This window comes from Cryobacterium sp. CG_9.6, assembly GCF_029893365.1.
Lineage (GTDB): Bacteria > Actinomycetota > Actinomycetes > Actinomycetales > Microbacteriaceae > Cryobacterium.
In genome coordinates this window covers 218,277-238,492 of sequence record NZ_JARXUZ010000001.1, presented here as the reverse complement: position 1 = coordinate 238,492, position 20,216 = coordinate 218,277, and the positions used below count along the sequence as shown (strand labels likewise).

General features: G+C 63.9%; 16 protein-coding genes and 1 tRNA gene. 14 read left to right on the top strand and 3 right to left on the bottom strand.

The genetic code is table 11. The features are described from left to right. The first annotated feature begins 12 nt into the window (after positions 1–12). Positions 13–1,254: an acyl-CoA dehydrogenase family protein gene (locus H4V99_RS01100; RefSeq protein ID WP_280674761.1), complete on the top strand. Its 1,242-nt coding sequence runs from the start codon at positions 13–15 to the stop codon at positions 1,252–1,254. A 61-nt stretch (positions 1,255–1,315) separates the two neighbouring features. Beyond that, a complete protein-coding gene (locus H4V99_RS01095) occupies positions 1,316–2,983 on the top strand; it encodes an AMP-binding protein (RefSeq protein WP_348522347.1) in 1,668 nt (555 codons plus the stop codon). Here H4V99_RS01095 and H4V99_RS01090 read toward each other — a convergent pair. Further along, a complete protein-coding gene (locus H4V99_RS01090; RefSeq protein ID WP_280674759.1) occupies positions 2,980–3,858 on the bottom strand; it encodes a class II glutamine amidotransferase in 879 nt (292 codons plus the stop codon). The genes H4V99_RS01095 and H4V99_RS01090 overlap by 4 nt on opposite strands. A 124-nt stretch (positions 3,859–3,982) precedes the next feature. Here H4V99_RS01090 and H4V99_RS01085 point away from each other — a divergent pair, with 124 nt between their 5' ends. Beyond that, positions 3,983–6,538, top strand: coding sequence for an excinuclease ABC subunit UvrA (locus H4V99_RS01085; protein ID WP_280674757.1), 2,556 nt, complete (start codon positions 3,983–3,985; stop codon positions 6,536–6,538). A gap of 106 nt (positions 6,539–6,644) precedes the next feature. Continuing rightward, positions 6,645–8,117, top strand: coding sequence for an MDR family MFS transporter (locus tag H4V99_RS01080; protein ID WP_280674755.1), 1,473 nt, complete (start codon positions 6,645–6,647; stop codon positions 8,115–8,117). 16 nt (positions 8,118–8,133) lie between these two features. Here the strand turns inward: H4V99_RS01080 and H4V99_RS01075 are convergent, their stop codons facing one another. After that, on the bottom strand, positions 8,134–8,772 hold the full coding sequence (locus H4V99_RS01075; protein ID WP_280674754.1) for a hypothetical protein: 639 nt from the start codon (positions 8,770–8,772) through the stop codon (positions 8,134–8,136). 134 nt (positions 8,773–8,906) lie between these two features. Between H4V99_RS01075 and H4V99_RS01070 the strand changes: the two genes are divergently transcribed. The 4 genes from H4V99_RS01070 to H4V99_RS01055 all read left to right on the top strand — a co-directional run bounded on the left by H4V99_RS01070 (position 8,907) and on the right by H4V99_RS01055 (position 12,709). Next, positions 8,907–9,242, top strand: coding sequence for a YtxH domain-containing protein (locus tag H4V99_RS01070; RefSeq protein WP_280674753.1), 336 nt, complete (start codon positions 8,907–8,909; stop codon positions 9,240–9,242). 45 nt (positions 9,243–9,287) lie between these two features. Beyond that, on the top strand, positions 9,288–9,920 hold the full coding sequence (locus H4V99_RS01065; RefSeq protein ID WP_280674751.1) for a flavin reductase family protein: 633 nt from the start codon (positions 9,288–9,290) through the stop codon (positions 9,918–9,920). 84 nt (positions 9,921–10,004) lie between these two features. Then, a complete protein-coding gene (locus H4V99_RS01060) occupies positions 10,005–11,381 on the top strand; it encodes an FAD-binding oxidoreductase (protein WP_280674750.1) in 1,377 nt (458 codons plus the stop codon). Between the two features lie 44 nt (positions 11,382–11,425). Further along, the gene (locus H4V99_RS01055; RefSeq protein WP_280674749.1) at positions 11,426–12,709 is read left to right on the top strand and encodes a class I SAM-dependent methyltransferase; all 1,284 of its coding nucleotides are present in this window, start codon (positions 11,426–11,428) and stop codon (positions 12,707–12,709) included. 78 nt (positions 12,710–12,787) lie between these two features. Here the strand turns inward: H4V99_RS01055 and H4V99_RS01050 are convergent. Beyond that, positions 12,788–12,871 (bottom strand) — tRNA-Leu (locus H4V99_RS01050). Between the two features lie 204 nt (positions 12,872–13,075). On the opposite strand from H4V99_RS01050, the gene H4V99_RS01045 reads away from it, so the two are divergent. From H4V99_RS01045 to H4V99_RS01020, 6 genes are read left to right on the top strand one after another with little or no spacing between them, the layout of a single operon-like run. After that, positions 13,076–13,801: a DUF3662 and FHA domain-containing protein gene (locus H4V99_RS01045; protein WP_280674748.1), complete on the top strand. Its 726-nt coding sequence runs from the start codon at positions 13,076–13,078 to the stop codon at positions 13,799–13,801. Then, entirely contained in the window at positions 13,798–14,376 is a 579-nt protein-coding gene (locus H4V99_RS01040; protein ID WP_280674746.1) for an FHA domain-containing protein, read from the top strand. The genes H4V99_RS01045 and H4V99_RS01040 overlap by 4 nt, the downstream gene beginning before the upstream one ends. A 5-nt stretch (positions 14,377–14,381) precedes the next feature. Further along, positions 14,382–15,608, top strand: a complete 1,227-nt coding sequence (locus tag H4V99_RS01035; RefSeq protein ID WP_280674744.1) for a PP2C family serine/threonine-protein phosphatase — start codon at positions 14,382–14,384, stop codon at positions 15,606–15,608. After that, a complete protein-coding gene (locus H4V99_RS01030) occupies positions 15,595–16,992 on the top strand; it encodes an FtsW/RodA/SpoVE family cell cycle protein (protein ID WP_280674742.1) in 1,398 nt (465 codons plus the stop codon). Before H4V99_RS01035 ends, H4V99_RS01030 begins: the two co-directional genes overlap by 14 nt. Continuing rightward, the gene (locus tag H4V99_RS01025) at positions 16,992–18,443 is read left to right on the top strand and encodes a penicillin-binding protein 2 (RefSeq protein WP_280674740.1); all 1,452 of its coding nucleotides are present in this window, start codon (positions 16,992–16,994) and stop codon (positions 18,441–18,443) included. Before H4V99_RS01030 ends, H4V99_RS01025 begins: the two co-directional genes overlap by 1 nt. Further along, positions 18,440–20,146, top strand: a complete 1,707-nt coding sequence (locus H4V99_RS01020; protein WP_280674738.1) for a protein kinase — start codon at positions 18,440–18,442, stop codon at positions 20,144–20,146. Before H4V99_RS01025 ends, H4V99_RS01020 begins: the two co-directional genes overlap by 4 nt. The last annotated feature ends 70 nt before the right edge of the window (positions 20,147–20,216 follow it).

Sequence of the window (20,216 nt, the reverse complement as noted above, 5' to 3'; positions counted from 1 at the left end):
AGCGAGTCACCCATGAATTCCCTCCCCGTCATTGCCGAAGAACGCAATGTGAACACGCCGGCATCCACCCGCACGCCGGACTATGACGTCAGCACCCCACTCGACACCGACTACTACGCGGTCTTCGCCGACGTTCCCGAGGCCGACCGGGCCTTCTGGGCCCGCGCCCGCGGCTTCGCCGAAGACACACTCGATGAACTCACCGAGGCCTGGGATAAGGGCGAGTACCCGCTGCATCTCGCGCGCCGACTCGGAGAGCTGGATCTACTCACCGATGGGGTCGAGGGCCCGGGCCTCACACCGATGTCTCCGCTCGCAGCCGGGCTCGTGAACATGGAGATCTCCCGCGGCGATGGTTCGATGGGAACCGTCGTGGCCGTGCAGGGCGGACTCGCGCTGCGCAGCATTGCGCTCTTCGGCAGCGACGAGCAGAAGGCCACCTGGCTGGTTCCCCTCGCCCGCGCCGAAAAGCTCGGTGCCTTCGCGCTCACGGAGCCCGAACACGGCTCCGACTCCGTGGGCCTCGTAACCTCCGCTCGCCATGACGGTGACGAATGGGTGATCAACGGCGAGAAGATGTGGATCGGTAACGGTTCCGTGGGAGACGTCACGGTGGTGTGGGCGCGCGACGAGCAGGGCGATGTGCGCGGATTCCTCGTTGACCAGGCCACGCCCGGTTACCTCGCCCAGACGATGACCGGTAAAGGATCGCTTCGAGCCATTCACCAGGCGCGGATCGTATTCGACAACGTGCGTATTCCCCTCGACGCGGTCCTGCCGGGCACCCATACCTTCAAGGACACCGCCGCCGTGCTCTATGCCACACGCCTCGGCGTGGCATGGTCGGCACTCGGGCACGCCACGGCCATCTTCGAAGCGGCGCTCAACTACTCCACCCTGCGCACACAGTTCGGCAAGCCGCTGGCCGGTTTCCAGCTCGTGCAGGAACGCCTCACGGTAATGCTCTCCCGCCTCACCTCCATGCAGTTGCACTGCATGCACCTCGCCACCCTCGACGCGGCCGGAACACTGCGGCCCATTCAGGCGTCCCTCGCCAAGTACCACAACACCCGCGCTGCCCGGGAAATCGCGTCCCTCGGTCGCGACATGCTGGGCGGTAACGGTATCCTGCTCGAAAACCACGTGGTGCGACACATGGCCGATATCGAAGCCATTCACACCTACGAGGGCACGGAAAGTGTTCAAGCCCTGCTCATCGGCCGTGACCTCACGGGCGTCAGCGCCTTCAAGTAAACCGGCAGGCATCCATCACCCACTGCACCAGCCCCCCACCACCCTGACAAAGGAGTCTGTCGTGATTGACCCCCAGCTCGGCTCAGCCAACGATTCACCGCTCACCCCGATGCGTTTTCTACAGCGCTCCGCAGAAGTATTCCCCAACAAGAATGCAATTGTCTACGGCGACCGCAGCTATACGTACGCGGAGTATTCTGCGATTGCCCAGCGTCTGGCCCGGGCCATTCGGGCGCGGATCAATCCGGGAGATCGCGTTATATTCCTGGCACCGAATATTCCAGAGATGCTGATCGCACACTTTGCCGTCCCGCTCGCGGGTGGCGTGCTCGTGGCGCTGAACTCCCGGTTGGCCAAGCCGGAAATTGACTACGTCATCGCCCACTCCGACGCCACGCTGCTGTTCCTCGACGCCGAGCTCGTGGCCACAGTGGGGAACGCGTATGACGCGAGCCCCGCCCTCAAGCACGTCATTGAAATCGCTGACCCGGAGTTCGGCCTCTCCGAAAGCGGGCTCGCCTTCGGACAGCAGAGCTTCGAGTCCTTTCTGGCCGAAGCCGACCGCATCGTGCCCGGTAGCGCCGACGACCGACCGCTCCGCTGGGAGGTGGAGGACGAGCGCGAGGTTATCGCCATCAACTACACCTCGGGCACAACGGGCAAACCCAAGGGCGTCATGTACACCCACCGCGGCGCCTACCTCAACTCCTTTGGCGAGATCTTCCACAACCAGTTCACAAGCGATTCCGTCTACCTGTGGACCCTGCCCATGTTCCACTGCAACGGCTGGTGCACTCCGTGGGCCGTCACGGGCGCCGGCGCCACCCACGTGTGTCTGCGTGCCGTCCGAGCGGATGCCGTCTGGTCAGCCATCGACACCCTCGGCGTCACCAACCTCTGCGGCGCTCCCACCGTCTGCGGCATCATCGCCAACGCGCCGCAGGCTCACCTGGTGGAACGCCCGCTGAGCATCACCACGGCTGGGGCTCCGCCCTCGCCCACGGTAATCGAGCAGCTCGATACGCTCGGTATCAACGTGGTGCACGTGTATGGCCTCACCGAGGTTTACGGCCCGTACACGATTTGCGAATACCAGCACGAATGGGATGACCTGCCCAAGAACGAGCGGGCGCAGAAGATCTCCCGTCAGGGTGTCGGTATGCTGCAGGCCGAATCCGCGCGCATCGTGGACGCGGACATGAACGATGTTCCCGCCGATGCCCACACGATGGGTGAGATCGTACTGCGGGGCAACAACGTGATGGCCGGGTACTACAAGGACCCCGCGGCCACGGCCGAAGCGTTCCGTGGGGGCTGGTTTCATACCGGCGACCTGGGCGTGATGCATCCCGACGGCTATATCGAACTGCGGGACCGCGCGAAAGACATCATCATCTCGGGTGGCGAGAACATCTCGACCATCGAGGTCGAAAACGCCATCCTGGCGCACCCGACCGTGCTCGATGTTGCCGTGGTCGGCATCCCGCATGCCAAATGGGGCGAACGCCCCAAGGCCTATGTGGTGCTCCGCCCCGAGCAGACCGTCACCGAGGTGGACCTCCTGACGCACACCCGGTATCTGATCGCGAGCTTCAAGGTTCCGGACTACATCGACTTTGTAGAAACGCTCCCGCGCACAGCCACCGGGAAAATCATGAAGGTGGCGTTACGAGCGCTCCAGGAGCAGGAGCAGGCTGCCGCGGTGGTGACGGAGCCGGCCGGGGCTTAGGCCTGGCGGTGACGGGCCAAAACGCTGGGTTCCACGTCGAGTAGCCGCGTCGTGGACTCCAGGGTCGTCAGGTTCACCCGGGTCACACTCTCGGCCGGCAACGGTTCCCAGCCCACAATGTCGAGGCCACTCGATGCGAAGACAATGGTGCCGTCGTCGTAGCGTCGCTGACGCATGAGGTAGTACGCGGTGCGATGGTCTTGGGGAAGGGTGAGCTCCGTCAGGCCACTCGCGTCGAACATGTCATGCGGGGTGTCGGCATCCTCACTCGCGTGCACGGCAATGAGCTCGGTGGGCGAGAGAATCATCGCGTTCATGCTGAGGTCGGGAAAAATCGGTCGAAGCTCAAGAACGGTCTGACACACAGCCTCGAACAGGTCATTTCCCTCGGCAACCTTGGTGCGAATAACAGCGAGGTAGCGCTCACTGTCCGTGTCACCATCCAGCGCGGCAAGCAGGTGGGGAGCAATGTAGTCATCCATGGCCGAGGCCGGTGCCAGTGAACCGTTGTGGGCGAAAGCGAAACCATCCCGAACAAACGGATGCGTGTTGGCTGGCTGGCAGGCCATCCCGTCCGTGGCCATGCGCAGGTGAACAAGCTGAGCGCGGGACAGTCGTTCCGACAGAGCTTCGGTCAAACGCTGATCACCCTCACCGGTGAGGGCGGATCGTTCCTTTTTCACGCGGCGAGTCGTATCGCCCACGATCCACGCACTTCCCCAGCCATCTTTATGCAGCTCGGTCATGTCCTGGAAGACGGCGCTCTGGTTTCCCCCCAGCACGTCGCGGGTGGTGCGTGGAGTGGGTGAGGCATAGGCGAGCAGCCGGCACATAACGGCCTTTCCGGACGGGTCCACCACGTGAGGTGAACCCACACGGTGTGTGTTCCAGATTACGGTACCGTCGACCGCGTCCGCGCAGTCCTCCCGGCATGCGGGCGGAGAGTCGCCCGCATGCAGGGCCCCACAATGGGGCATCCGCTCGCGTAGCATTGAGTGGATGCAGCCTGAATCCGCGTCCGTCTCCGTGCCCGAGACCGAGACACACCACACGACTGGTTTTGTTCGCGTGCGCGGTGCTCGGGAGAACAACCTGCAGAACGTGGACGTGGATGTTCCGCGCGATGCGATCGTGGCTTTCACCGGAGTATCCGGTTCAGGAAAATCATCCCTGGCCTTCGGCACCATCTTTGCCGAGGCGCAGCGACGGTTCTTCGAGTCGGTGGCACCGTACGCTCGGCGTCTGATTCAGCAGGGACACACCCCCCGCGTCGATGAGATCACCGGCCTCCCCCCGGCGGTTGCTCTGCAACAGCGTCGCGGCACACCCAGCTCACGTTCGAGTGTGGGTACCGTGACCACGCTGTCGAATTCCCTCCGCATGTTGTATTCTCGTGCGGGAATGTATCCAGACGGAGCCACGCGGCTCGAGTCGGACTCCTTCTCGCCCAACACCGCACTGGGTGCCTGCCCGTCCTGCCAGGGTCTCGGCACGGCGCACACGGTCACCGAGGAGTCCATGGTCCTCGACCCGGGACTTACGATTCGCGAGGGTGCCATCAGTGCGTGGCCCGGCGCGTGGCAGGGCAAGAACCTGCGCGACATTCTGCGCGCCCTCGACTACGACGTGGACACCGTGTGGAGCGCCATGAGCCGCGCCGACCGGGACTGGATTCTCTTTACGGACGAACAACCGGTGGTCGACATCATGCCGGAGCGAGAACGCCCGAGGCCCTACAAGGGCAAGTTCTGGAGTGCCCAGAGCTATGTCATGCACACCCTGGCCGATTCCAAGAGCGCCGGGGTGCGAAACCGCGTGCTGCAGTACGTGGAATCGGGACCGTGCCCACTCTGTGGAGGCAGCGGTTTGACCCGAGCAGCACTCGCTGTCACCGTGGACTCCCGCACCATCGCCGAACTCAACGCTCTTCCGCTGACCACGCTGGCTGCGGTGCTCCGCGGGACCACCGATGCTGGCAACACGGGCGTTGCTAACGAGGGCCGCGCCGACGCCCGCAGCCTGGTTGCGGCCACCATCACCGCCGACCTGCTGCGACGCATCGATGTTCTGCTGGAGCTGGGTCTCGGCTACCTCAGCCTGGGGCGCGCCACACCCACCCTGTCCCCGGGTGAAATGCAACGCCTCCGCATCGCCACGCAGCTGCGTGCCGGGCTCTTTGGTGTGATTTACGTTTTGGATGAGCCCTCCGCCGGGCTGCATCCGGCCGACGCCGAGCCGCTGCTGGCTGTGCTGGAGGAGCTCAAGAGCACCGGGAACTCGGTTTTCGTGGTGGAACACAACATGGACGTGGTGCGACGCGCGGACTGGATTGTGGACGTGGGACCGCACGCCGGCGCCAACGGCGGCCAGGTACTCTACAGCGGCCCGACGGAGGGCCTAGCCGAGGTGAGTAGCTCCGTCACCAGAGAGTTCCTCTTCGCGGATCAGCGCGCGCAGGATGCGGAGCGCGCGCCGCGGCATCCGCTGGGCTGGCTCACGCTGGAGGGCATCACCCGCCACAACCTGCAGAACCTTGACGCACGATTCCCGCTCGGGGTACTCACGGCGGTCACCGGCGTGTCCGGCAGCGGCAAATCCACCCTCGTGAGCCAGGTGCTGGCCGAGGCGGTTGGCCTGCATCTGCACCCCGATCAGGACGCACAAACATCCACTGCACCAACGGGGTCCGCCACGGGAGAGGATGACGCGCCCGACGAGGACGACGACGCGAGCGGCGCGACAACCGTGCAGGCCATCAGCGGAGCCGACGTCATCGACCGCATCGTGCGAGTGGACCAGAAGCCCATCGGTCGCACCCCGCGCTCCAACCTGGCCACGTACACGGGGCTCTTTGACGCCGTGCGGTCAACCTTTGCGGCCACACCCGAAGCTCGCGCTCGCTCCTACAATGCCGGGCGATTCTCCTTCAACGTGGCCGGCGGGCGCTGCCCCACCTGCCTCGGTGAGGGATTTGTCGCCGTTGGGCTACTGTTCCTGCCGGGCAGCTATGCCCCGTGCCCCGACTGCGGCGGTTCGCGCTACAACCCGGAGACCCTCGAGGTGACCTATCGCGACAAGAACGTAGCCGATGTCCTCGGGCTCACCGTTGACGCTGCGGCCGCTTTCCTGGCCGACGTTCCCGTGGCGCTCCGCAGTCTGGAGACCCTGCAGGAGGTAGGGCTTGGTTACCTGCGCCTCGGGCAACCAGCCACCGAGCTCTCCGGTGGTGAAGCTCAACGCATCAAACTCGCAACGGAGCTGCAGCGCGCGCGGCGGGGCCACACTCTCTATGTGCTCGATGAGCCCACGACAGGGCTGCACCCGGCCGATGTCGTGCTGCTGCTCACGCAACTGAACCGCCTCGTCGACATCGGCAACACCGTGATTGTGGTGGAGCACGACATGGACGTGGTGGCGGCGGCCGACTGGGTGATTGACATCGGGCCCTCCGGCGGAGACAAGGGCGGGCGCATCGTGGCGGAGGGCACCCCGCACGCCGTGGCGGCGCATCCCACCAGCCGCACCGCTCCCTACCTCGCCCTGAGGCTTGCCTAGTTATTCCAGATCAGGAATAAACGCCACCCTCGGGAGCGCTGGGGTAGGAGTGTGCGTGCACTGGAGCAGCGCGCCATCTTCGCTGCACCATGGAACAGGACCCTCAATGACCGAACGCACTCTGCCTCAGCCGGCCGCCGGCACGGTCGACGCTGCCACCCTCGTTGATAACTCGAAGCGCAACAGCCTCGTCATCGGCCTGCTGCTGGCGTCCGCCTTCGTCGTCATCCTGAACGAGACGATCATGGGTGTGGCCCTGCCGAACCTGATGACCGATCTCAGCATCACGGCATCCGCTGCCCAGTGGTTGACGACGGCGTTCATGCTCACCATGGCCGTGGTTATCCCCATCACGGGATTCCTGCTGCAGCGTTTCAACACCCGGCCGGTGTTTATTGCGGCCATGTCACTGTTCAGCCTCGGCACCTTGATTGCAGCGAGTGCACCGGGTTTTGAGATTCTCCTGGTGGGTCGCATCGTGCAGGCCAGCGGAACAGCCATCATGATGCCGCTGCTCATGACCACGGTCATGACCGTCGTGGCGCCCGCTTCGCGCGGCAAGACGATGGGCAACATTTCCATCGTCATCTCTGTCGCCCCGGCCATTGGCCCCACCATTTCGGGAATCATTCTGAGCGTTCTCGACTGGCGCTGGATGTTCATCCTGGTTTTGCCCATTGCCCTCAGCGCTTTGCTCCTCGGCGCCGCGCGCATTCAGAATGTGACAACGCCGCGCAAGATTCCCATCGACACCTTCTCGGTGATCCTGTCGGCGTTTGGCTTCGGTGGACTCATCTACGGCCTCAGTAACCTCGGCTCCGTCGGAGAGTCTGGCGTGGCCATGGGTGTCCTCCTGTTGGTCATTGGAGCGGTTGCCCTGCTCACCTTCATCCTCCGCCAGGTTCATCTGCAGCGCGCCAACCGTGCTCTGCTCGATCTGCGCACCTTCCGGTCACGAACGTTCTCGATCGCCATCATCATGCTCGGTCTGAGCATGATCGCTCTTTTTGGAACCATCATTCTGCTGCCGATCTACATGCAGACCGTGTTGGGCCTCGATGCGTTGGCAACGGGTCTGTTGCTGCTGCCCGGCGGCATCACCATGGGTGTTTTGGCGCCGTTCGTGGGTCGCATTTACGATCGATTCGGTCCCACGGTTCTGCTGGTGCCCGGCACGACTCTGGTGAGCGGGGCGCTCTGGTCCATGACCCTGATGGGCGAGACCACGGCTCCCGCACTGCTGATGACCGCTCACATCACGCTCAGTGCCGGGCTCTCCCTCATCTTCACGCCACTGTTCACCGCCGGTCTCGCGTCGTTGACACCCGAGCTTTACTCGCACGGCAGCGCCGTGGTGGGTACGGTTCAGCAGCTTGCTGGCGCGATCGGAACGGCCGTGTTCATCGCCGTCATGACCTCACAGTCCACCACCCTGCTCGCTCAGGGTGTGACGGAGGTCTCCGCCACGGCCGCCGGCGTTCACGCGGCATTCATGTACGGCGCCGTCATCTCTCTGTTCGGGATTCCACTGGCATTCTTCGTGCGCCGCGTTCCGCTGGCCGTCCCCGCAGGTCTCTAGCGGATGCCGGTGCTGACTACCGCGTACTGATCAGCGCGGGGTGATCAGCGGGCAGTCCGTGGCGCGTACCCGCCTGCAGCAGCAGCATGTTCTTCTTCTCCCAGTCACTCACGGCGGTGCGCACGGGATCGATGGCCAGCGACTCCGCACAGCTCAGGCTGCGCCGCCCACACACGCAGTACAGGGGCTTCTGTGGGTCGTCGTGATGCATGACGCCCAGGCGCCAGACCACGGCCATCGCCCAGTCGATTTGGCGTGATGCCAGCTCGGTGCGGCGTTCCGCGCGCTTGACCAGGTCGTTTTGCAGCACCGCCCGCACACCGGCGCTGGGGGTGGAATCAAACTGTTCGGCCACGAGTGCGGCCAGTTCCCGCACCCGTTCCGTGAGGTCAACGATGCTCTCGTCCCGGGCTGCGAGCGTGTGCTGCGTGGCCGCAACATAGGAACGGTGCATGGACTGCTCATTACGGAACAGTTCTACCCAGAGCCGCACGTGATCGGCGTCGCGGCGCTCCGCTTTCTCGGCGCCCACATGGCGGATGCAGAACGAACACACCACCTGGTCACTCGCCGACGTGAAATTGAACGGCTGTCGCGACTGGCAGCAGAAGCATTGCGCCAGGAGGTCCACGTGCAGGTCATACGAGTGCGTCATTCGGCTCCAGATTTGGTGAGTCAGCGGGTGCCCACTCTTAGATTATGTTCTGCTTGTCAATCCCTTGAGCAGATGAGGCGATGACCGTACGGTGACAGAGTCATTTTTGGTCGCTCGTTCCGAAAGGTATCGCCATGAAAAACACCTTTATCCTTCTCGCCGGCATCGCCGCCGGCCTGCTGCTCGCGTCCCGAGCCAGCCGCCGTACCTTCAAGAAGTTGTCCGAGAAGGCGGACCGCGCCTGGAAAGATCCCAACGTGCAGAGGGCAATCTCTCAGACCGAGCAGGCGGCAAAGGACGCAAAAGCGGCCGCCGAGAGCACCGTTTCCACCCTCGTTGATCAGGCATCCTCGGTCGTGGACACCGCGCGTGAACAGGTCACCAAGGTGAGCAAAAAGGCTCAGGCACAGGTAGCGGATGCCGTTGACGCGGCCACAGAGGCTGTCGAACGTCAGTCGGACACCAACTAGGTCCCTCAGAGGTTGTGTGCGGGGGCAGCGGCTAGCCTGAGAGACGTGCGTACTCACTTCGATCCGTCCACCGTTCCTCCGCGAGAGTTCTATCGCCTGCTGACGTCTGTGGTTGTTCCCCGCCCCATCGCGTGGGTATCGAGCACTTCGTCCACCGGCGTGCACAACCTTGCACCGCACTCGTTTTTCACCGTGGCGTCCGTGGACCCGCCCATTATTATGTTCACGTCCGTGGGTGAGAAAGACACCCTGCGCAACATTGAAGCCACCCAGGACTTTGTCGTCAACTTCAGCCCGGTGACGCTCATGGCAGAGATCAATGCCACGGGGACTGCGTTCGACCCCGAGGTGAGCGAATTCGACCGTGCCGGACTCACGCGCGAGCCGAGTCTCACGGTGGCGACCCCGCGGGTGAAGGAGTCCCCCAGCGCCCTCGAGTGCCGTCTGCACGAAATCATCCGCATGGGTGACAGCACGCTGGTCTTCGGTCTCGTCACCCACGCGGTCGTCAACACCGACGTACTCGACGGTAATCACCCGCGCATTGATCTGCTCGATCCCATCTCACGTTTGGGCCGCGACGAGTGGGGAACACTGGGCACGGTCAAGCAGATCAGTCGCATCCGCACGGTCGACTGGCCCGGCGACTTCCGGGCACGCCCGCGCGCGGAGAGCTGACGATAGCCCCGAGTTACCGAAAAGTATTTTCTGTTTACACGTCCAGCCGGTGCGCTCACGGAGGTTCCGGACTAGCTTGGTGGCGTGTCCCCCCAAGCGACCGACGCACGCACCGCTCACACCGCAGGCGTGGAGCGTCTCGTGGCGAGCTATTGGGCGGTGCCACCAACGGCATCCGTTCGGCTTGCAAAGACCACCTCGAACCTGTTCCGGTCCCGCGTCCGGCCAACCGCCGGGGGCCTTGATACGTCGGGATTGACGGGCGTCATCGCCGTCGACCCGCAAGCACGAACGGCCGACGTTGGGGGCATGTGCAGCTATGACACGCTCGTCGCCGCCACGCTCCCCCACGGGCTGGCGCCGCTCGTGGTACCACAGCTGAAGACAATCACCCTCGGCGGCGCCGTCACCGGCCTCGGCATCGAGTCGACGTCCTTTCGAAACGGGCTGCCACACGAGTCGGTGCTGGAGATGGATATCCTCACGGGCGCGGGCGAGGTGGTCACCACCTCGCCCAGCCAGCACGAAGACCTCTATCGCGCCTTCCCCAACTCCTACGGCACCCTCGGCTACGCGGTGCGGCTCCGCATTGAACTGGAGCCGGTCGAAGCATTCGTCGCGCTCCGGCATCTACGGTTCCACTCCCTCACCGACCTGGTCTCTGCGATGGACGGCATCGTGGCCACCGGTGGCATGAACGGTGAGCGCGTGGACTACCTCGACGGCGTGGTGTTCAGCGCCGACGAGAGCTACCTCTGCGTGGGCACGCAGACCGCGGCAGCCGGCCCGGTGAGCGACTACACCGGCCAGCAGATCTACTACCGATCCATTCAGCACGATGACGGCGTCACGGAGGACCGACTCACTATTCACGACTACCTGTGGCGATGGGACACGGACTGGTTCTGGTGCTCGGAGGCCTTCGGCGTGCAGCGTCCGGTTATCCGTCGCCTCTGGCCGCGGCGCTATCGGCGCAGCAGCTTCTACTCCACACTGATGCGCTACGAACAGCAATTCCACATCGGCGATCGCATCGAGCGGATGCGAGGCCGTCCGTCGCGGGAACGCGTTGTGCAAGACGTTGATGTGCCGATCGAACGGTGTGCAGAGTTTCTGCACTGGTTTCTGGCGCACGTGCCCATTGAGCCCATCTGGCTGTGCCCGCTGCGGCTGCGGGGCCACGGCTGGCCGCTCTACCCGATTTTGCCGAATCACACCTACGTGAACGTCGGCTTCTGGTCGACGGTTCCCGTGGGGTTGATAACCGGGGAGACGAACCGCCTGATCGAACATGAAGTCAGTGAGCTCGGTGGCCGCAAGTCGCTGTATTCGGACTCCTATTATTCTCCCGAGGAATTCGGGGAACTCTATGGCGGAGAAACGTATCGCAGCGTGAAGAAGCGGTACGACCCCGATTCACGTCTCCTTGCTCTCTACGCGAAGGCGGTGCAACGACGATGACCACATACCGGGAACGTGTGCCCAGGAGCACAGAATCAGAGCGGATGCCCGACGCGCGCGGAAAGCTCCCCCTCGCCGAGATCCTGCAGATCCTGGCCGGTGGGCAGCTCCCGCTCAGATTCACTGCCTACGACGGGAGTTTCGCCGGTCCGGTTGATGCATCGCTCGGACTCGAGCTGAAGACGCCGCGCGGCACGACGTATCTGGCCACCGGCCGCGGTGATCTGGGCCTGGCGCGTGCCTACATCTCCGGTGACCTCGAGATGCACGGGGTGCACCCGGGTGATCCCTATGAACTTCTCAAGGCGCTGGCCAGCGAGCTGGTCTTCAAACTGCCTCCGCCGCGAGTGACGGCCACCATCATCCGCTCCATCGGTGCCCGGAATCTGCGTCCGATCGCGCCGCCACCGCAGGAGGCGCAGCCACGCTGGCGCCGCGCCGTCGGCGGCCTGCGACACGGCAAGACCCGGGACGCCAGCGCAATCCACCACCACTACGACGTATCAAACACCTTTTACGAGTGGGTGCTGGGGCCGTCGATGACCTACACCTGCGCGTGCTACCCGCACCCTGGCGCAACACTGAACGAGGCGCAGGAGAACAAGTACCGCCTGGTGTTCGAGAAGCTGCGCCTGAAGCCGGGCGACCGACTGCTCGATGTGGGGTGTGGCTGGGGCGGCATGGTGCGCTACGCGGCCCGCCGCGGCGTCACCGCCACCGGCGTGACGCTGTCAGCCGCGCAGACCGCCTGGGCACAGCGGGCAATCGTCGAGGAGGGCCTGACCGACCTGGCCGAGGTGCGCTACGGCGACTACCGCGACATCGCGGAGACTGGCTTTGACGCCGTGTCGTCGATCGGGCTGCTTGAGCACATCGGGGTGCGCAACTATCCGTCCTATTTCGGCTTCCTGCAATCCCGGTTGCGTCCCGGAGGGCTGCTGCTCAACCACTGCATCACCCGGCCGGACAACCAATCCGAAGCCTCCACTCGCGGGTTCATCGACCGCTATGTCTTCCCCGACGGGGAACTGACCGGCTCGGGCCGGATCATCTGCGCAGCACAGGACATGGGCCTGGAGGTAGTGCACGAAGAGAATCTGCGTCAGCACTATGCACTCACGCTGCGCGACTGGGGGGCCAACCTCGTGGAGCACTGGGACGAAGCGGTGGCCGAAGTGGGTCTGCAGACTGCCAAGGTGTGGGGCGTGTACATGGCCGGGTCGCGGCTCGCTTTCGAGACCGGCGGGATCCAGCTGCACCAGATATTGGCGGTAAAACCCGATGCCGGCGCCAACGGCCTGCCGCTGCGGCCCTGGTGGACACCCTAGCTACGGACCTCGCTGTATCGGCTGCTCGCAGAACGACGAAAGGCCCCCGATTTCTCGGGGGCCTTTCCATTCGCCTTGTGCGCGAGGGGGGACTTGAACCCCCACACCCTTACGGGCACTGGCACCTGAAGCCAGCGCGTCTACCAATTCCGCCACTCGCGCGAACTCACCGATGCTAACACTGATCGGGGGTCCGGCGCCATTCGAGACACCGGGCCGGCTCACATCCGCTCGATTACGCCCCAATTAGCCGCCCTCCGGTGGCCCGGGTAGGATAACGTTTCGTGCCCGTCTGTGCCCTTCGGGCGGGTTAACACCCGAGGCAAGTAACATGCTCATAGCCAATCGGACCGGATCGGGAGACCTGTGGGCATTCTGGATAGTTTTGAGAAAGGTCTCGAACGCGCCGTAAATGGCGCCTTTGCAAAGACCTTTCGATCGGGACTGCAGCCCGTGGAGATCACCTCGGCACTGCGTCGCGAGCTCGACACGAAGGCGGCGGTCGTCGCGCGTGATCGCATTCTCGCTCCCAACCGCTTTACCGTGCGCATGTCCCACACCGACCACGCCCGCATGAATGCGCTGGGCGATACCCTGATCGACGAGCTCACTCAGCTGGTGAAAAAGCATGCCACCGAGCAGCGCTACCAGTTCACGGGCGGAGTATCGATCACTCTCTCTGAAGATCGCAGCCTCAGCGAGGGCATGGTGCAGATCGACTCCAGCACGTTCAAGGGCGACGTTGCCTGGGCGCCGGTGCTCGACATCAACGGCAAGCGTTACCCCCTGATCAAATCCCGCACAGTCATTGGTCGCGGCAGCGATGCCGACATCACGATCGATGACTCCGGCACCTCGCGGCGCCACGTGGAAATCATCTGGGATGGTGCCCGGGCTCAGGTGAAAGACCTCGGGTCCACCAATGGCTCGCAGCTCAATGGGTCCCCCGTGACACAGTCCATTCTCGAACCGGATTCGGTCGTCACCATCGGCCGTACCCGCATCGTCTTCCGCGTGCTTGCACAGGGCACACCCAGCGGCGACGCAAACCAACGCCATGACATGGGCGGATTCTGGGGGCCCTCAAAATGAGCGTTAGCGAACTGACCCTGCTCGTTCTGCGCATCGGCTTTCTGCTGCTGCTCTGGATGTTCATCTTTGGCATTGTGTACGCCCTTCGCAGTGACCTCTTCGGCCAGCGGGTCCGCAAGCTAAGCACGGATGCCGCCGCCGCGCCCACCGCATCCCCCGCCTTCCAGACACCCGTGGCCGCCATGTCGATGCCGTCCGCTGCCGCCGCAGCCGCGCCCACCGAGCAGTTCTCACGACCGAAGGCTCCCGCAGCACCCGTTGCGACGGGGCTGGCCACCGCTCACAACACCGGACGCCTCGTGATCACCTCCGGCCCGAAGGCGGGAACCGAATTTCCGCTGGGAACCGACACGATCACCATTGGTCGATCGGCCGACTCGAGCCTGGTCATCCGTGACGACTACACGTCGACCCACCACGCCCGCCTCATGCTCTGGAATGATGAGTGGATGATTCAGGACCTGGACTCGACGAACGGCACATTCCTGGCCGGCACGCGTGTTGCTGTCCCCACCCCTGTTCCACTCGGAACCACCGTCAAAATTGGTGCCACCAGCTTCGAGCTTCGGCGGTAGCTTCAATGGCAACAGTGATCCATAGCGCAGCCGCGTCCCACGTGGGCCGGGTACGCTCCAACAACCAGGATTCCGGGTATGCCGGACACCACCTGTTTGTGGTTGCCGACGGCATGGGCGGCCACGCCGGCGGAGACGTAGCGTCCTCCATCGCCGTGAAGCGAATCATTGAAGCGGACACCGAATACTCCTCGGCGGCCGACGCTGAATTCGCCCTGCAGGCCGCCCTCATCGGTGCCAATGCCCAGCTGGCCGAGACCGTGTTCGAACACGCCGAACTCACGGGCATGGGTACCACCGTGAGCGCCCTGGTCGTGCTCAACGACGAGGTGGCCATTGCCCACATCGGCGACTCGCGTATCTACCTGCTTCGTGACGACGAGCTGTCGCAGATCACCATCGATCACACCTTCGTGCAACGCCTCGTCGACAGCGGCCGCATTACCGAGGCGGAGGCAATGGTGCACCCGCGTCGCTCGGTGCTCATGCGCGTGCTGGGTGACGTGGACTCCTCCCCCGAAATCGATACGTCCATTTTGGCCACACTGCCCGGCGACCGCTGGCTGATCTGCTCGGATGGCCTCACCGGTGTCGTCTCGCACACCGCCATGGCCGCCGCGCTCTCCAGCGGCCTCAGCGCAGCGGATGTCGCCGACCGGCTCGTCAAGGAGAGCCTCGACGGCGGGGCACCAGACAACGTGACCGTCGTCATCGTTGATGTGGGCCAGCCCGCCGAGCGCGATGACGCACCCACCGTGGTCGGATCTGCCGCTAATCCCCTCGCCCTGGGCGACGAGCCCGCACGCCAGCGACCGCTGCGCATTCCGGCACTTCGCTTGCACCCGGTGCGCGAGACCCACTTTGAACCGGACTCGCAGGACTACCTCTCCGAGCTCATCGAGGAGGATGCCCGCCGGGCACGACGCCGCAAGCTCACCTGGCTCGTAGGCGTGATCCTGCTCGTGGTCGCGATCGCCGGCGCTGCCGTCGCGGGGTATCAGTGGACTCAGACCCGCTACTTTGTGGGTACCGAGGGGTCCACGGTGGCCATCTATCAGGGTGTGCAGCAGGACCTCGGACCGATTGCTCTGTCGAGTGTCTACCAGGACACCGATCTCGAGCTGTCCAGCCTGCGCGTCTATGATCGCCAGCAGGTTGAGAAAACCATCAGCGCGGCATCCGTCGCCGAGGCAGAACGCATAGTCGAACGGTTGAAGAATGCCAGCGAGTAGCAGCACGCAGGCTCCGACGCGCACCACGTCGAAGCCCGAGAAGGTGCGTCGTCTGCACCTGCCGCAGAAATTGCGCAACCTGGAGCTCTTTCTACTGATCATCGCGTGTTCACTGAACGCCGCTGCCGTTGTGCTCGTGCAGCTCGGCGCCTTGGGCGGCATTGACACCACTCTGATCCTGCTCGGCGCCAGCCTGAGCCTGCTCGTTCTGGCGCTCCACGTCGTGATGCGCTTCGTGGCACGCGATGCCGACCCCTTCATCCTCCCCATCGCCACCCTGCTCAACGGCCTCGGTATCGCCATGATCTATCGCATCGACATTGCCGACGGCGCCGAGGGCTGGAGCAGCGCGGCTGTGCGGCAGACGGCCTGGAGCGGTCTCGCCATCGCCTGCGCCATCACGGTCATCCTGGTCATTCGCAACCACCGCATCCTATTCCGTTACACGTATATAGCCGGCCTGGTGGCCGTCGTTCTGCTTCTGCTCCCCCTCGTACCTGGTCTCGGCCGCGAGGTGAGTGGCGCCCGGGTCTGGATCGGCATCGGCCAATTCGCCACCTTCCAGCCCGGTGAAATCGCCAAGATCGCCCTCGCCGTATTCTTCGCTGGTTACCTGGTACGAAACCGCGACAGCCTCTCCATGGTGGGCAAGCGCTTCCTCGGCATGCATTTTCCTCGACTCCGCGATCTGGGACCTATCCTCGTCGTGTGGGCGCTCTCCATGTCCGTCATCATCTTCCAGCGTGACCTGGGTACGGCGCTTTTGTACTTCGGTCTCTTCCTCGTGATGCTGTACCTCGCCACCGGCCGCCTCAGCTGGGTGCTGCTCGGCATGACCCTCTTCCTCGGTGGGGCCGTCCTCGCCAGCCAGACCCTCACCTACGTGAACGGGCGCTTCACCAACTGGCTCGACGCCATGAACCCGGATGTCTACAACGCGAACGGCGGCAGCTTCCAGTTGGTGCAGGGCCTGTTCGGGCTGGCCAAGGGTGGTCTGCTCGGCACTGGTCTCGGCCAGGGGCGCCCAGACATCACCCCGGTTCCGCAGAGCGACTACATCATCGCCAGTCTCGGTGAGGAGCTCGGCCTCGCCGGAGTCTTCGCCATACTCGCCCTGTACCTGCTCTTCGTGGCTCGCGGCTTCCGCATCGGCTTCGCCGGCCAGGACGACTTCGGCAAACTCCTCGCGGTGGGCCTGTCATTTGTGGTGGCTTTACAGTGCTTCATCGTGATTGGCGGCGTCACCCGCGTCATTCCCCTCACCGGGCTCACCACCCCATTCCTCGCTGCCGGTGGCTCGTCTCTGGTCGCCAACTGGATCATCGCAGCTCTCCTGCTGCGCCTCTCTGACACCGTGCGCAATCAACCCAGGCTGGTGGTCTAATGAATCGCGAACTCAAGCGAGTGAGCGTTGTGGTGATGCTCATGTTTGTGGCCCTGCTCTCCTCCACCTCCATCGTGCAGGCGTTTCAGGCCGACAACCTGTCAGCGGATGCCCGCAACACCCGCACCCTGCTCGACAGCTACTCCGTGGAACGCGGAGCAATTCTGGTCAATGGTGAGCCCATCGCCCAGTCGCTTCCGTCCGATGACGATTTCAAGTTTCTGCGCACCTACAGCAACGGTGCGCTCTACGCCCCGATCACCGGCTTCATCCCGATCAATGGCGCCCCAACCGGTCTGGAACACGCTCTGAACGGCGAACTGACCGGAACCTCGAATGCGCAGTTCTTCGATAAGCTCAGCGCGCTCGTGACCGGAGTTGACCCCAAGGGTGCGGCCGTGGAGACCACCATCGACCCGGTAGCCCAGCAGGCTGCCTGGGATGCTCTCGGTGACAAGACGGGGTCCGTCGTCGTGATGGAGCCCACGACCGGGCGAATTCTCGCCATGGTGTCCAAGCCGAGCTTCGATTCGAACCTGCTCTCCGTGCACAACAATGCGGATGTCTCCAACAGCTACCAGGCACTCCTTGACGATGCCGGGGACCCACTGATCAACCGGGCCATCAACAGCCTCAACCCTCCCGGTTCGGTATTCAAGCTCGTGGTCGTAACCGCAGCGCTCGAGTCGGGTAATTTCACCCCAGAGAGCACTTTTCCGAACCCAGCCACGTTTCAGCTGCCCGGGTCTACCTCGTTGGTGACCAACTCGGGCGGCGGCACCTGCGGTGCTGGTGAGACGGTGACGATTGCCACAGCACTGCGACTCTCCTGCAACATCCCCATGGCGGAGCTCGGACTGCAACTGGGTGACGACGCCATCCGCGAGACGGCGGAGAAGTTCGGCTTCAATTCCACCTTCACCACTCCCCTGAAGGCCACGCAGAGTGTCTACCCAGAATCGCTCAACGATGCACAAACGGCTCTCTCCGCGTTTGGCCAGACAGACGTTCGTGCAACGCCCCTGCAGATGGCCGTCGTGTCGTCCGCCATTGCGAACGGAGGCGTTGCCATGAAGCCGAATCTGGTGGAGGAGATACTCGCCCCCGACCTCAGTCCCCTGCAAAGCTTCAGCCCGGAGGAGTTCGGACGGGTGATGAGCACCGAAACGGCGGCCACACTGAATGCCATGATGGTCAACGGCGTCCAGGATGGTGCCGCGAGCAATGCAAGAATAGACGGGGTTCAAGTGGCGGGAAAGACGGGCACTGCGGAGAACGGGTCTACGGATCCGTACACGCTGTGGTTTACCGGATTTGCCCCCGCAGATGACCCACAATATGCCATCACCGTTTTGATTGAAGACGGTGGCGGGATGGATCAAACAGGGTTCGGCAACCTTCTTGCCGCGCCGGTCGCACAACAGGTTCTAGAGGCGGTGCTTAACAAATGAGACCCACAGCAGGGCTCACCTTCGGTGGTCGTTACGAGCTCCAGTCCCGCATTGCCATCGGCGGTATGGGCGAGGTTTGGAAGTCGACCGACCTGGTTATTGGTCGAACCGTGGCCATCAAGATCTTGAAGGATGAGTACCTCGGCGACCCCGGGTTCCTTGAGCGCTTTCGCGCCGAGGCTCGCCATGCCGCTCTGGTCAATCATGAGGGAATCGCCAACGTCTTCGACTATGGCGAAGAGGATGGCAGCGCCTTCCTGGTAATGGAGCTCGTGCCCGGTGAGGCCCTGTCCACAATCCTGGAGCGCGAGCACGTGCTGCCCGCCGACAAGGTGCTCGACTTTGTGGCGCAGACATCCCTCGCTCTCCATGCTGCCCACGCCGCTGGTCTCGTTCACCGTGACATTAAGCCCGGAAACCTGCTGATCACGCCCGAGGGCCGCGTGAAGATCACCGACTTCGGCATTGCACGCATCGCCGACCAGGTACCGCTCACCGCTACCGGTCAGGTGATGGGAACGGTGCAGTACCTGTCTCCCGAGCAGGCCAGTGGACACCCTGCTTCACCGACCACCGACATCTACTCGATCGGAATTGTCGCCTACGAGTCCCTCGCCGGCCGTCGCCCGTTCACGGGTGAGTCGCAGGTGGCCATCGCCATGGCGCAGATCAACGAGACCGCGCCCGATCTGCCGGCCACCGTGTCGGAGCCGATTCGCAACCTCGTCTTCGCCTGCCTGTCCAAAAACCCGGCCGAGCGTCCGGCCTCCGCGGCGCACCTCGCCCGCGCCGCCTCTGCCCTCCGCCGCGGAGACGTGGCTGCGGCAGCCGTGGCTGTTCCCGGCGTACTCGGTGGTTCCACCATTACGGCCGCCACCATGCTGATGCCCGGTGGTAACGACCAGGCCACGACCATGCTTCCCTCCGCGCTGCCAGGCACTCGTGCCGACGCGGTTGCGGCGGAGACGAAAGACAAGAAGAAGAGCCCGTGGTCCTGGTCGCTCATTGCCCTGATCGTGGTTCTTGGTCTCGTGCTCGTTGGCGCAATCTTTGCCCTGGTCAATCAGAACAACGACGTCCCGGTTCCCGTGGAGACCTCAGCCACCCCCACACCCGTGGTCACACCGTCCTCATCGCCCTCGCCGTCACCCACACCCACACCCACACCCACGAGCACCCGAGTCTCCGTGAACAGCGCCGACTTCAAGGGGCTCACGAGTGACGAGGCCCGCGCCAAGCTCGACACGATGGGCCTTGTCGCCGACGTGCAGAACGGGAACGCCTCAGCGGCATCCGATCAGGTGGTCGGCACGGTCTACGAAGTCAATCCCACCGGATCGGTGCTTCCCGGCCAAACCATCACCGTGACGGTCTATTCGGCCGCCGAAGCACCCGCCACGCCATCCAGCGCGCCGACCGCCGCACCGAACCCGGTGGCCCCGGCAACCGAGGTCACGATCACCTGGCCTGCACAGCGCTGCCCGAGTGGCCAGACGCTATCCGGCTATCGGGTGATCGTTGACGGCGGTGCCACAGTAACCGGGGCCAACCCCACAGCGGCCGACGTCACCAGCGCTAAGGTCCAGTCGGGCCCGGCCACTGGCGCGGCGACCTTCACGGCGTCGTACACGTACTTCTGCGGTCAGGTTGAGTCCAGTGCTTCACCGGGCACTACGGTTGTGGTAACCGGCGCAACCGGTTGAGAAGCGCGCCGGAGCGTTACAGCCGCAACAAAGTCTTGATATTCGTGTGCACAGAACTCGGGAGTTTACG